Annotated in this window: 6 protein-coding genes, 1 tRNA gene and 5 pseudogenes; 9 read left to right on the forward strand and 3 right to left on the reverse strand. The window is 75.7% G+C overall.

What is annotated here, in order from left to right:
• From BJF77_RS11905 to nrfD, 4 genes and pseudogenes are all read left to right on the forward strand, one after another.
• Positions 1-286 (forward strand): annotated as a pseudogene (locus BJF77_RS11905) (hypothetical protein); the annotation flags it as partial.
• Between the two features lie 95 nt (positions 287-381).
• Positions 382-3761: pseudogene (gene fdh / locus BJF77_RS11915) on the forward strand (formate dehydrogenase).
• Entirely contained in the window at positions 3761-4759 is a 999-nt protein-coding gene (locus tag BJF77_RS11920; RefSeq protein ID WP_075872288.1) for a 4Fe-4S dicluster domain-containing protein, read from the forward strand. Before fdh ends, BJF77_RS11920 begins: the two are co-directional and overlap by 1 nt.
• A gap of 114 nt (positions 4760-4873) precedes the next feature.
• Entirely contained in the window at positions 4874-5851 is a 978-nt protein-coding gene (nrfD, locus tag BJF77_RS11925) for an NrfD/PsrC family molybdoenzyme membrane anchor subunit (RefSeq protein WP_139318552.1), read from the forward strand.
• Positions 5852-5871: 20 nt separating this feature from the next.
• Here nrfD and selD read toward each other — a convergent pair whose 3' ends face one another.
• The gene (gene selD / locus BJF77_RS11930; protein WP_369821405.1) at positions 5872-6861 is read right to left on the reverse strand and encodes a selenide, water dikinase SelD; all 990 of its coding nucleotides are present in this window, start codon (positions 6859-6861) and stop codon (positions 5872-5874) included.
• 71 nt (positions 6862-6932) lie between these two features.
• Between selD and BJF77_RS11935 the strand changes: the two genes are divergently transcribed.
• From BJF77_RS11935 to BJF77_RS11950, 5 genes and pseudogenes are all read left to right on the forward strand, one after another.
• Positions 6933-7027: transfer RNA gene (locus tag BJF77_RS11935), tRNA-Sec, on the forward strand.
• A 68-nt stretch (positions 7028-7095) separates the two neighbouring features.
• Positions 7096-8431 (forward strand): annotated as a pseudogene (gene selA / locus BJF77_RS11940) (L-seryl-tRNA(Sec) selenium transferase).
• A 68-nt stretch (positions 8432-8499) separates the two neighbouring features.
• Positions 8500-9954: pseudogene (locus BJF77_RS11945) on the forward strand (GTP-binding protein); the annotation flags it as partial.
• A 76-nt stretch (positions 9955-10030) separates the two neighbouring features.
• Positions 10031-10219, forward strand: a complete 189-nt coding sequence (locus BJF77_RS22720) for a SelB C-terminal domain-containing protein (protein ID WP_369821404.1) — start codon at positions 10031-10033, stop codon at positions 10217-10219.
• A gap of 127 nt (positions 10220-10346) precedes the next feature.
• A pseudogene (locus BJF77_RS11950) lies at positions 10347-11329 on the forward strand (aldo/keto reductase).
• A 103-nt stretch (positions 11330-11432) separates the two neighbouring features.
• Here BJF77_RS11950 and BJF77_RS11955 read toward each other — a convergent pair.
• Together BJF77_RS11955 and BJF77_RS11960 are read right to left on the reverse strand one after the other, a co-directional pair.
• Positions 11433-12380: an electron transfer flavoprotein subunit alpha/FixB family protein gene (locus BJF77_RS11955; protein WP_075872290.1), complete on the reverse strand. Its 948-nt coding sequence runs from the start codon at positions 12378-12380 to the stop codon at positions 11433-11435.
• Between the two features lie 74 nt (positions 12381-12454).
• Positions 12455-13279 carry an electron transfer flavoprotein subunit beta/FixA family protein gene (locus BJF77_RS11960; RefSeq protein WP_187347274.1) on the reverse strand — a complete coding sequence of 275 codons (825 nt, stop codon included), beginning with the start codon at positions 13277-13279 and terminating at the stop codon, positions 12455-12457.
• Positions 13280-13283: the final 4 nt, after the last annotated feature.

Here is a 13283-nt window from a genome sequence, read left to right on the forward strand (position 1 = left end):
GGCGAACCCGCTGTGGACCACCCTGGGCGCCATGGGCGGGCGCACCCTGACCCTGTACTCGGCCCACCTGCTCGCCCTGGCCACGACGCTCCACTACGACCACCCGTGGCCCTGGTTCGCCGTGCACGTGGCCGTGGCCGCCGGCTTCGCCGTGCTGTGGCAGAAGTGGTTCGGCCAGGGCCCGCTCGAGCGGGTGGTCGGGGCCGCGGTCGGCGGCACCCGCCGCCTGGTCCTGGGCGGACGTGCCCGTCCGGTCGCGACGCCGGAGGCCCGGACCCCGCGCTGAGCACCCCGGGTGCCGGGCCCGGACGGAGCGGGTCGGTGCCGGCCCGATCGGCGTGGCCCGTGCCACAGCGGGGCCCGGCGGGCTATGCTCCTCCCATGGCACGGTTCAGTCCTCTGGAATGGCCGGTCGTCCGGCAGCTTCGTTCGGGCGACCTGCTCGGTCGCGGCCCGGCCGTGACCTCCGAGCGCACCCGGGAGCAGGCCCCGCGCACCAGCACCGCGGACCGCGTGGTGCAGAGCGTGTGCCCGTACTGCGCGGTGGGCTGCGGGCAGCGGGTGTACGTCAAGGACGAGAAGGTCGTCCAGATCGAGGGCGACCCGGACTCGCCGATCTCCCGCGGCCGCCTCTGTCCCAAGGGCTCGGCCAGCGAGCAGCTCGTCAACGCGCCGGGCCGGCAGACGCGGGTGCTCTACCGCGCCCCCCGGGCCACCGAGTGGCAGCACCTGGACCTGGACACCGCCGTCGACATGATCACCGACCGCGTCCTCGAGGCCCGCCGCAACGGGTGGCAGGACACCGACGAGCAGGGCCGGCCGCTGCGCCGCACGATGGGCCTCGCCGCCCTGGGCGGCGCGACGCTGGACAACGAAGAGAACTACCTGATCAAGAAGCTCTTCACCGCCGCGGGAGCGATCCAGATCGAGAACCAGGCCCGTATTTGACACTCCGCCACGGTTCCCGGTCTGGGAGCCTCGTTCGGTCGCGGTGGCGCGACGCAGTCCCTGCAGGACATGGCCAACGCCGACTGCATCGTCATCCAGGGCTCCAACATGGCCGAGTGCCACCCCGTGGGCTACCAGTGGGTGACGGAGGCCAAGGCCCGCGGGGCCCGCGTGATCCACGTCGATCCTCGCTTCACCCGCACCTCGGCGGTCGCTGACAAGCACGTCCCGATCCGGGCCGGTTCGGACATCGTCCTGCTCGGCGCGCTGATCAACCACGTGCTCACCCACGACCTGTGGTTCGAGGAGTACGTCCGCGCCTACACCAACGCGGCCACGATCGTGAACGAGGACTTCCGCGACGCCGAGGACCTCGACGGGCTGTTCTCCGGCTTCGCCCCGGAGACCGGCCAGTACGACATGTCCACCTGGGCCTACGCCGAGGACGAGGAAGGCCCCAGCAGGAACCACGACGGCAAGGTGGACGCGCCCGAGGGCGACACCCAGGACGGTGTCGAGGCCGGCGTCGAGGCCGTGGAGGAGGCGGCCGGCCAGCAGCTCGGCAGCGGCGGCGCCCCGATGGAGCACGCCCGCATGCAGCACGACGACACCCTGCAGGACCCCCGGACGGTGTTCCAGATCCTCAAGCGGCACTTCGCGCGCTACACCCCCGAGATGGTGCAGGAGGTGTGCGGCATCGCCCCTGAGGACTTCGCGTACCTGGCCCGCTCCGTCACCGAGAACTCCGGGCGCGAGCGGACCACCTGCTTCGCCTACGCCGTGGGCTGGACCCAGCACAGCCTGGGCGCGCAGTTCATCCGCACCGCCTCGATCCTGCAACTGCTGCTGGGCAACATGGGCCGTCCCGGCGGAGGGATCATGGCCCTGCGCGGGCACGCCAGCATCCAGGGCTCGACCGACATCCCGACGCTGTTCAACCTGCTGCCCGGCTACCTGCCGATGCCGGTGGCCGGCACCCACGACACGCTCGACGACTACCTGGCCGCGATCGCCTCGAAGAAGCAGAAGGGCTACTGGGCCGAGGCCGACGCCTACACGACCAGCCTGCTCAAGGCCTGGTGGGGGGACGCCGCCACCGCGGACAACGACTGGGCCTACGACTACCTGCCGCGCCTCACCGGCGCCCACGGCACCTTCCAGACGCTGACGAAGATGCTCGAGGACGAGGTGGACGGCTACTTCGTCCTCGGCCAGAACCCCGCCGTGGGGTCCTCCAACGGCCGGATGCAGCGGATGGCCATGTCCCACCTCAAGTGGCTGGTGGTGCGGGACCTCAACCTCATCGAGTCGGCGACCTGGTGGAAGGACGGCCCGGAGATCGCCTCGGGCGAGCTGCGCACCGAGGACATCGAGACCGAGGTGTTCTTCCTGCCCGCGGCCACGCACGTGGAGAAGTCGGGCACGTTCACCCAGACCCAGCGGCTGCTGCAGTGGCGCCACCAGGCCGTGGCGCCGCCGGGCGAGTGCCAGAGCGAGCTGCAGTTCTTCTTCGAGCTGGGCCGGCGGATCCGGGAGCGGCTGGCCGGGTCCGAGGACGAGCGCGACCGCCCGCTGCTGGATCTCACCTGGGACTACCCCGTCGACGAGCACGGCGAGCCGGACCCCGAGGCGGTGCTGGCCGAGATCAACGGCCGTCACCTCACCGGCCCGGACGCCGGGAGACCGCTGTCGTCGTACACCGAGATGCGCGCGGACGGCTCGACCTCCGGCGGCTGCTGGATCTACACCGGGGTCTACGCCGACGGCGTCAACCGCGCCGCCCTGCGCCGGCCCGGCCAGGAGCAGGACGCCGCCGCGCTGGAGTGGGGGTGGGCGTGGCCGGCCAACCGCCGCCTGCTCTACAACCGCGCCTCGGCCGACCCGGAGGCCGGCCCTGGAGCGAGCGCAAGAAGCTCGTGTGGTGGGACGAGGAGCAGGACCGGTGGGTGGGGGACGACGTGCCCGACTTCCCGCTGCACCTCGCCCCCGGCACCCGCCCCGACCCCGACGCCGGGGGCGCGGCCGCACTCGCCGGCGACGACCCGTTCATCATGCAGGCCGACGGCAAGGGCTGGCTCTACGCGCCCAAGGGCGTGCTGGACGGGCCGCTGCCCACGCACTACGAGCCGCAGGAGTCGCCGATCGACAACGCCCTGTACAACCAGCAGCGCAACCCGTCCCGGGTGCTGTTCGCCCGCCCGGACAACCTCAGCGCCCCGAGCGCCGGGGAGCCGGGGGCGGACGTGTACCCCTACGTGTTCACCACCTACCGGCTCACCGAGCACCACACCGCCGGCGGCATGAGCCGGTGGCTGCCGTACCTCTCGGAGCTGCAGCCGGAGATGTTCTGCGAGGTCTCCCCCGAGCTCGCCGCCGAGTGCGGGCTGGAGCCCTACGGCTGGGCCACGATCGTCTCGCCGCGGGCGGCGATCGAGGCTCGGGTGCTCGTCACCGACCGGATGACCCCGCTGGTGGTGCGCGGGCAGACCGTGCACCAGATCGGGCTGCCCTACCACTGGGGTGTGGGCGACGACGCGGTGGTCAGCGGCGACTCGGCCAACGACCTGCTGGGCCTCACGCTCGAGCCCAACGTGCAGATCCAGGACTCCAAGGTCGGCTCCTGCCACATCCGGCCGGGCCGCCGCCCGCAGGGCGCCGCGCTGCTCGAGCTCGTCGCGGACTACCAGGTGCGGGCGGGCGCCACCGTGGCGACCGGCAACACCCGGGTGGATCCGCCCGACACCGCCGGGGCCGCCCCGGAGAGCACTGACCCGAGCACCGATCCGAGCACCGAACCCCAGAGGGAGAACTGATGGGCCAGCTGGCCGGACCGACCGACCCCACCGCCGACGCGCACTGGGAGCACCAGCACCCGCGGAAGGGCTTCTTCACCGACACCTCGATCTGCATCGGCTGCAAGGCCTGCGAGGTGGCCTGCAAGGAGTGGAACCAGAACCCCCAGGACGGGGACCTGCGGCTGCTGGAGTCCTCCTACGACAACACCGGCTCCCTGGGCGCGAGCACCTGGCGGCACGTGGCGTTCGTCGAGCAGGACAGCGAGCGCATCGAGGAGGCCCGGGAGTCCGGGCGCAAGCTCGTGAGCCTCGGCATGCCCCAGGTGGGGCCTCCCGAGACGCGCCCGCGGGCGGCGGCGGAGGACACCACCCCGCCGGACACCGAGGAGTTCCGCTGGCTGATGTCCTCCGACGTCTGCAAGCACTGCACGCACGCCGGGTGCCTCGACGTGTGCCCCACGGGTGCGCTGTTCCGCACCGAGCACGGCACCGTGGTGGTGCAGGACGACGTGTGCAACGGGTGCGGCACCTGCGTGGCCGGCTGCCCGTTCGGCGTGATCGAGCGGCGCACCGACGGCACGGCCGCGCCGCGCACGAAGCGGGGCGAGCAGCCCGGGACCCGACCCGAGGTGCCGAAGGTGGGCATCGCCCAGAAGTGCACCCTGTGCTACGACCGCATGGTGGACGACCAGACGCCCGCCTGCGCGCAGACCTGCCCCACCACCTCCATCAAGTACGGCGAGCACGACGACATGGTGGACCAGGCGCGGGAGCGGGTCGCGGAGCTGCACGCCCAGGGGCGCACCGAGGCAAGGCTGTACGGCGCCAACGAGCTCGACGGCGTGGGCGGCACCGGGTCGGTGTTCCTGCTGCTCGACGAGCCGGAGGTGTACGGGCTGCCGCCGGACCCGCGGGTGCCGACCGCCGACCTGCCCCAGATGTACCGGCGGGCCGGCCTGGCCGCGGCGGGCATGCTCGCCGCCGCCGCCCTGGCCTTCGCGGGAGGCCGTTCGTGAGCCTCTCCGAGTTCGACGCTACCGTCCCCCCGAGCAGCCGCGCCGCCGGCCGGCGCGGCGGCCGCGCCCGCCGGGGGCCCCGGCCAGGGCGGCGGGGGCGACGGCTCGCGCGAGATGCCGATGGTCCCGGAGGCGGAGTTCACGTCCTACTACGGGCGAGCGGTGGTCAAGCCGGCGCCGTGGGGCCACGAGGTCGCCGCGTACCTGTTCCTCGGCGGCGTGGCCGGCGGCTCGGCGCTGCTCGCCCTGGGCGGTCAGCTCACCGGCCGGGACGAGCTGCGCCGCAACGCCCGGCTGGGCTCGGTGGCCGCCCTCGGCGCCGGCGCGGTGGCCCTGGTCGCCGACCTCGGCCGGCCGGAGCGCTTCTTCAACATGCTGCGCACGTTCAAGGTGACGTCTCCCATGAGCGTGGGCTCCTGGATCCTCAGCGCGTTCGGCGCCGGCATGGGCACCGCGGCCGTGGCCGAGGTCGACCGGATGACCGGTGCCCGTCTGCCCCTGGGGCCGCTGCGCCCGGTGCTGCGCGCGGTCGAGGGACCGGCCGGGGTCGAGGCCGCCGTGTTCGCCGGGCCGCTGGCCGCCTACACCGCGGTCCTGCTCTCCGACACGGCGACCCCCACCTGGAACGACGCCCGCGAGCACCTGGCGTTCGTCTTCGTGAGCTCGGCGAGCCTCGCCTCCGGCGGTCTGGCGATGGTCACGACGTCGGTCGGCCAGGCCGGCCCCGCCCGCCGGATCGCCGTGCTGGGCGTGGCCGGGGAGCTGGTCGCCACGAAGCTGATGGAGCGGCGGATGCACCCCGTGGCGGCCGAGCCGCTGCACCACGGACCGGCCGGGACGATGCTGGTGTGGAGCGAGCGGCTGGCGGTCGCCGGCGGTCTCGGCACGCTGCTGGGCGGACGGCACCGGGCGGTCGCCGCGGTGTCGGGGCTGGCGCTGCTGGCCTCCTCCGCGCTGACGCGGTTCGGCGTGCTGGAGGCCGGGATCCACTCGGCCCAGGACCCCCGCTACACGATCGAGCCGCAGAAGGCGCGCCTGGCCGCCCGGCGGGCCGCCGGCGTCGTCGACGACTCGATCACCACGGCCGGCTGAGCGCCGTCCCGGGACGGCGCTCAGCGCACCTCGATGCCGGATCCGGCCACGGTGTGGCCGATCACCGGGTAGCCGGGCAGCTCGCCGACGACGAGCAGCCCGCCCGAGGTCTGCGCGTCGGCCAGCAGCAGCAGGTCCTCCTCGGGCACGCCGGCCCCGGCGCGAAGGTGGGGGCGCACCCAGTCGAGGTTGCGGCGGGTCCCCCCGGAGACGAAGCCGTCCCGCAGCGCCTCCTGGGCCCCCTCGACCAGGGGCACCGCCGCCCGGTCCAGGACCGCGCCGACCCCGGAGGCGCGGCACATCTTGTGCAGGTGCCCGAGCAGCCCGAACCCGGTGACGTCGGTGGCCGCCCGGGCCCCGGCGGCCAGCGCGGCCTCGGCGCCGTCCCGGTTGAGCCGGGTCATCGTGGCCACGGCCTCGGCGGAGACCTCACCGGTCGCCTTGTGCCGGTTGTTGAGCAGCCCCACGCCGATCGGCTTGGTGAGGGTCAGGGGCAGCCCGGGCGCGGCGGCGTCGTTGCGCAGCAGCCGGGCGGGATCTGCCACACCCGTCACGGCCATGCCGTACTTCGGCTCCGGGTCGTCGATGGAGTGGCCCCCGATCACCGGGCACCCCGCCTCGGAGGCCACCGCCAGGCCGCCGCGCAGCACCTCCGTCAGCAGCTCCATCGGGAGCACGTCCCGCGGCCAGCCCACCAGGTTGATCGCCATGACCGGGCGCCCGCCCATGGCGTAGACGTCCGACAGCGCGTTCGCGGCGGCGATCCGACCCCAGTCGTAGGCGTCGTCGACGACCGGGGTGAAGAAGTCGGCGGTGGAGAGCACCGCGAGGTCCTCGCGCACCAGGACGGCCGCGGCGTCGTCGCCGTCGTCGAGGCCGACCAGCACACCGGCTCCCGTCTGTCCGGTGAGACCCCGCACCGCGTCCTCGAGCTCCCCGGGCGGGATCTTGCAGGCGCAGCCGCCGCCGTGGGCGAAGCCGGTCAGCCGGACCGCGCCGGTCTCGGGCAGGGACGGGTGCGGCGTGCGGGTCTGTTCCATGCCGTCAGCCTAGTGGTGGGGAGGGTGCTAGGTTGGGCGGCGGAGGCGTCCGGGTCCTGGTGGGCCCCCCGGTCTTCAAAACCGGTGAGACCGAGCACCTCGGTCTGGCGGGTTCGATTCCCGTCCGCCTCCGCCAACTTCCGTTTCCGTCAACGGCTGCGTCCGTCACCGTCTGTCATGCGCCCGGCTCGCCGAGGAGGAACTGTGGCCCAGGACGATCCGCGTCGCCTGATCCCGCGCACCGACCAGCTCATGGGTCTGCCGGCTGTCCGCCGGGCCCGCGAGCGGCTGAGCGAGGAGGTCGTCCGCTCCCTGGTGCGCGGGACCCAGGAGCGGGCGCGGCGCGGTGAGCTCACCCCCGACCAGGTCGAGCCGGCGGTCCTGGCCGCGCTCACGCAGCGCTCCGCGTCGACCCTGACCCCGGTGCTCAACGCCACCGGGGTGGTCGTGCACACCAACCTGGGCCGCGCGCCGCTGTCGGCGGCCGCGACCGAGGCGCTGACGGCGGCGGCCGGGTACGTCGACGTGGAGCTGGACCTGCGCACCGGCACCCGGTCCCGCCGCGGCGCCGGGGCCCGGGCGGCCCTGCTCGCCGCCTGCCCGCCCGCCGAGGAGGCGCTGGTGGTCAACAACGGGGCGGCCGCGCTGGTGCTGGCCACCACGGCGCTGGCGGCCGGCCGCGAGGTGGTGATCAGCCGCGGCGAGCTCGTCGAGATCGGGGCGGGCTTCCGGCTGCCGGAGCTCATCGAGTCGACCGGAGCCCGGCTGCGCGAGGTGGGCACGACCAACCGGACGCACCTGCGCGACTACGCGGAGGCGCTCGGCCCGGAGACCGGGTGCCTGCTCAAGGTGCACCCGAGCAACTTCCGGGTGGAGGGCTTCACCTCGGGCGTCGGGCCGGAGGAGCTGCGGCCGCTGGCGCGCGCCCACGGCGTGCCCCTGGTGGCCGACCTGGGCAGCGGCCTGCTGACCCCCGACCCGCACCTGCCGGGAGAGCCGGACGCCGCCTCCGCCCTCGCGGGCGGTGCGGACATCGTCATCGCCAGCGGCGACAAGCTGCTCGGCGGCCCGCAGGCCGGGGTGGTGCTCGGCCGCGCGGAGGTCGTCGCCCGGCTGGCCGGCCACCCCCTCGCCCGCGCGGTGCGCGCCGACAAGCTCGCGCTCGCCGCGCTGGAGGCCACGCTCGCCGGCGGGCCCACCCCGTGGTCCGGGCGCTGCACGCCGACCCCGGCCGGCTGCGTGCCCGCGCCGAGCGGCTCGCGGCGGCCGTCGGCGCCGCCGATGGTCCCCACGACGGCCGGGTCGGCGGCGGCGGCGCTCCCGGCGTGCCGCTGCGGGGTGGGCGGTCCGGCTGCCCGAGGCGGCGGCCGCGCCGCTGCGCGCCGGACGCCCGGCCGTGCTGCCTCGGGTCCACGACCACGCCTGCCTGCTCGACCTGCGCTGCGTGCCCGAGTCCGACGACGACCGTCTGCTCGCCGCGGTGCGCGCCGCCCTGACCGCCCTGGACGGGACGGACGGCGATACCGGAGGAACCCGGTGAGCGTGCACGTCGTCGCCACGGCCGGGCACGTCGACCACGGCAAGAGCACCCTGGTGCGGGCCCTCACCGGCATGGAGCCCGACCGGTGGGAGGAGGAGCGCCGCCGCGGGCTGACCATCGACCTGGGCTACGCCTGGACCACGCTGCCCTCCGGGCGGGACGTGGCCTTCGTGGACGTCCCCGGCCACGAGCGCTTCCTCGGCAACATGCTCGCCGGGCTCGGCCCGGCCCCGGTGGTGTGCTTCGTCGTCGCGGTCGACGAGGGCTGGCAGGCGCAGTCCGGGGACCACCGCGACGCGGTCGCGGCCCTGGGCATCGAGCGCGGCGTGGTGGTGCTCACCCGGGCCGACCGGGCGCCCGGGCGCGCCGAGGAGGTGCTCGCGCAGGTCCGGGCGGAGCTGGCCGGGACGGGCCTGCGCGACGCGCCCGCCGTCACCGTCTCGGCCCTCGAGGGCACGGGCCTGGACGAGCTGCGCGCCGCGCTCGACGACGTCCTGGCGCAGGCGCCCGCGCCTGCCGACGGGCGGCTGCGGCTGTGGGTGGACCGCTCCTTCACGATCACCGGGTCCGGCACGGTGGTGACCGGCACCCTGGCCGCGGGCACCCTCCGGCAGGACGACCGGCTGGAGCTGCTCGGCGCGGGCGGGGCCCGGCCGGTGGCGGTGCGCGGGCTGCACAGCCGCAACCGGCCGGCCGCGTCGCTGGAGCCGTGCGCCCGGGTGGCCGTGAACCTGCGCGGGGTGCCGGCCGACGACGTGCACCGCGGCGACGCCCTGGTCACCCCCGGCGCGTGGCCGGTCACCGGCGTCCTCGACGTCCGCCGCACCACCGGGTCCGCGTTCCCGCTCCTGGCCGAGCAGCTCGTGGTGCACGCCGGCACCGCGGCGGTCCCGGCCCGGCTCAGTCCCTTCGACGACGACCACGCCCGGCTGGCCCTCGACCGCCCCTCGCCCTCGTCCTCCGGGACCGCCGTGGTGCTGCGCGATCCGGCAGCCGCTCGGTGCTCGGCGGCGCCTGGTCCTCGACGCCGACCCGCCCGCACTGCGGCGGCGCGGCGACCGGGCGCGCCGGGCCGCGCGCCTCACCGGCCTGGACGCCCGCGGGGACGTGCTCGCCGAGGTGGCCGCGCGGCGCGGTCCCTGCGGAGCGCCTGCACCGGCTCGGCCTGCTGGCCGCCGCGGACGCCGCCCCGCCCGCGGGGGTGCGCGCGGCCGGCGGTTGGTGGGTGCACGCTCCCGTGCTCGACGCCTGGCAGGAGCGGCTGCGCACGGCCGTGGAGGAGCTGCACGCCCGTGACCCCCTGGCGGCGGGCCTGTCCCGGGGTGCCGCCCGTGACCTGCTCGCGCTGCCCGACGCCGCCCTGGTCGACCCGGTGGTCCGCGGTGCCGGCCTGGCGCAGGAGGGCGGCCACATCCGTTCCCCGCAGCACCGGGGCGGCCTCGGCGCGCACGAGCCGGCCGTGCGCCGGCTGGAGCACCGGCTCGCGGCCGAGCCCTTCCGCGCCCCGGAGGCCGAGGACCTGACGGCGCTGCGCCTGGCGCCCGCGAGCTCGCCGCCGCCGAGCGTGCCGGGCGGCTGCTCCGGATCGGGGAGGGGCTCGTGCTGCTCCCCACGGCCCCCGCCCTGGCCATGCGCGAGCTCGCCCGGCTGCCGCAGCCCTTCACCACGAGCCAGGCGCGCCAGGCGCTGGGCACCACGCGGCGCGTGGCGATCCCGTTGCTGGAGCACCTGGACGCGCGCGGCTGGACCCGGCGGCTGGACGCCGGGCACCGGACCGTGGCGCGCTGAGCCCGCGGTCCGGCCGGTCGGGGCGCGCTCTCCTAGGATCGGGAGCGGGCCCGCGACCTCGCCGTGGCTCCGTGCCACCGTCCGTCGCCCGCCGCGCCATCGTCCGCCGTGCAGAAGGAGAACCGTCATGAGAACCGTCCGTCTGGGGAGCTCCGGCCTGGAGCTGAGCGCCGTGGTGCTGGGCATGATGAGCTACGGGGATCCGGCCAAGGGGTCGCACGCGTGGAGCGTGGGCCTCGACGAGGCCCGCCCGTTCGTGCGCCGCGCCTACGAGCCGGGATCACCACGTTCGACACGGCCAACGTGTACTCGCTGGGCTCCAGCGAGGAGATCACCGGCACGCTGCTCCGGGAGATCGCTCCGCGGGAGGAGCTCCAGATCGCCACCAAGGTCCACGGTCGGATGCGGGACGCGCGCAACGGCGGCGGCCTCAGCCGGGCGGCGATCATGCACGAGATCGACGCGTCGCTGCAGCGCTTGGGGACCGACTACGTCGACCTGTACCAGATCCACCGGTTCGACCCCCGCACGCCCGTCGAGGAGACCATGGAGGCCCTGCACGACGTCGTGAAGGCCGGCAAGGCCCGCTATCTCGGGGCCTCGAGCATGTGGGCGTGGCAGTTCGCGCAGCTGCAGCACACCGCCGAGCTGCACGGCTGGACCAGGTTCGTCTCGATGCAGGACCAGTACAACCTGCTCGAGCGCGAGGAGGAGCGGGAGATGCACCCGTTCTGCCGGGCGACCGGGGTGGGCGTGCTGCCCTGGAGCCCGCTCGCCCGCGGCCGGCTCACCCGGCCCTGGGGCGCCGCCGGCTCCGGCACCCGGGAGAGCACCGACGCGTTCGGCCAGGGCCTCTACACGCAGGACGTGGCGGCGAACCGGGCGATCGTCGACGCGGTCGCTGCCATGGCCGACGAGCGCGGCGTGCCGATGGCCCAGGTGGCCCTCGCGTGGGTCGCCGGCCGGCCCGCCGTGACGGCGCCGATCGTGGGCGCGACCCGCGAGCAGCACATCGACGACGCCGCGGCCGCCGCCGAGCTGGACCTGACGGACGAGGAGGTCCGGCGCCTCGAGGAGGCCTACACCCCCCGGAACCCCTCCGGGTTCTGAGCTAGCCCGGCCCCGGGGCCGCCGCCACGGCCGGCCGACCGGGCCGATCCGCCACCGGCCCGGCCCGGTCGGGGTCGGGCCGCTTCGGGCCGGGCCGCGGCGGCTATCCGCGCAGCGACCGCAGGTGCTCGACCGCCTGGGGCAGCACCTTCCTGAGGTCGCCCACGATCCCGAGGTCGGCGATCTCGAGGACCGGCGCCTGCTCGTCCTTGTTGACCGCCACGATCACCCGGGCGGTCTGCATGCCCGCGCGCTGCTGCACGGCCCCGGAGATCCCGCACGAGACGTAGAGCTGCGGGGAGACGGTGCGGCCGGTCTGCCCCACCTGCGCCTCGGGGCCGATCCACCCGGCGTCCACCGCGGCGCGGGAGGCGCCGATCGCGCCGCCGAGGACGTCCGCGAGCTCCTCGAGCGGGCCGAAGTCCCCGCCCGTGCCGCGGCCGCCGGCCACGACCACGCGCGCCTCCCCCAGGGCCGGCCGCCCGGAGGCGGGCAGCTCGGTGCGCCCGACCACGCGCGCGGCGGGGACCGCGTCGTCGACGTCGTGCACGTGCACCGCCGGGCGGTCCGCCCCGGCCGGGAGCTCGGCCGGGAGCTCCACCGAGTTGGGCCGGACGGTGGCGACCAGCACCGGGCTCACGGCCCGGCACCGGGTGGTCCAGCCGCCGGCGAGGACGGACTTGGTCGCCACCAGATCCGTGTCCAGGGCCACCACGTCGGTGATCACCGCCGCCTCGAGCCGCACACCCAGGCGCGCGGCGACGTCCTTGGCCTCCGGGGTGTTGGGCAGCAGCACCGCCCCGGCGCCGCTCGCCCGGGCGGCCGCCGCCGCGAGCGCGACGGCGGGGGTGGTCAGCCGGTCGCCCGCGCCGTCCGCGGGGACGTGCACGGCGGCCGCACCGTGGCCGGCCAGCTCGTCGAGCAGCCCGTCCCCGGGCGTCGCCGGGAGCGCGGCGTGCGCCTCGCCCAGGGTGCTCGCGAGCACGAGCAGCTCCCGGTCGCCGCGGCGCAGCCGCTCCGTGGTGTCCAGCACCACCAGGGTCGTGGTCATGAGGGTCCTCCTCCTGCCCGGGCACCCGGGCGAGACGTGATCGGGCGAGACGTGGGGGGTCAGACGTGGTGGGGTCAGACGAGCTTCTGGGCCACGAGGAACTCGGCGAGGCGGATCCCGCCCTCGCCCTCGTCCACCACGACCTCCCCGGTGGTGCGCGGCGGGCGGGGCACGGCCTCGAGCACGCGGGTGAGGGAGCCGGCGAGGCCCACGTCGCCCGGGCCGAGCCCGAGGTCGGCGGCCGACCACGTGCGCACGGGCTTCTTCTTGGCCGCCACGATCGCCTTGAAGTTCGGGTAGCGCGGGGTGTTGGCCCGGTCGGTGACGGCCACGAGCGCCGGCAGCTGCGCGACGAGCTCGAGGACCTCGGCCCCGGTGTGCCGGGTGGCGGTGAGCGAGGCGCCGTCCTCGGCGAGGGCCAGCGAGCTCGCGAAGCCGACGTGGGCCAGGCCGAGCCGCTCGGCCAGCTGACCGGGGACCAGGGAGGTCTCCCCGTCCGTGGAGGCCATGCCGGTGAGCACGAGGTCCACCGGCCGGGACTCCTCCTCGGCGATCCGCTCGACCGCGGCGGCGAGCACCCGGGCGGTGGCCCAGGCGTCCGAGCCGGCCAGGGCGTCGTCGAGCACGTGCACGCCGGCGTCGGCGCCCAGCTGGAGGGCGCGCTTGAGGGCGGCCGCTGCGTCCGCCGGGCCGACGGTGAGGGCGTGCACCCGGTGACCGGCCTCCGCGCCGCCGGCGGCCTCGACGAGCTGCAGGGCGGCCTCGAGCGCGTACTCGTCGAGCTCGGAGAGGATCCCGGGGCCGCGCTCGAGCACGGGCGGGTCACCGGTGAGGACGCGCTCGCCCTGGGCTTCGGGGACGTGCTTGACGGGGACGACGATGGTCAGGGGCCGGTTCATGGTC

Origin of the sequence: Kocuria sp. CNJ-770 (assembly GCF_001942375.1) — a bacterium.
In the GTDB taxonomy this organism is placed as follows: Bacteria; Actinomycetota; Actinomycetes; order Actinomycetales; family Micrococcaceae; genus Kocuria; species Kocuria oceani.

Excerpts from the sequence above, each read along its gene's own strand:
- BJF77_RS11955 (WP_075872290.1), bottom strand. The coding sequence starts at position 12,380 with ATGACCACGACCCTGGTGGTGCTGGACACCACGGAGCGGCTGCGCCGC.
- BJF77_RS11920 (WP_075872288.1), top strand. The coding sequence starts at position 3,761 with ATGGGCCAGCTGGCCGGACCGACCGACCCCACCGCCGACGCGCACTGG.
- nrfD (WP_139318552.1), top strand. The coding sequence starts at position 4,874 with ATGCCGATGGTCCCGGAGGCGGAGTTCACGTCCTACTACGGGCGAGCG.
- BJF77_RS11960 (WP_187347274.1), bottom strand. The coding sequence starts at position 13,279 with ATGAACCGGCCCCTGACCATCGTCGTCCCCGTCAAGCACGTCCCCGAA.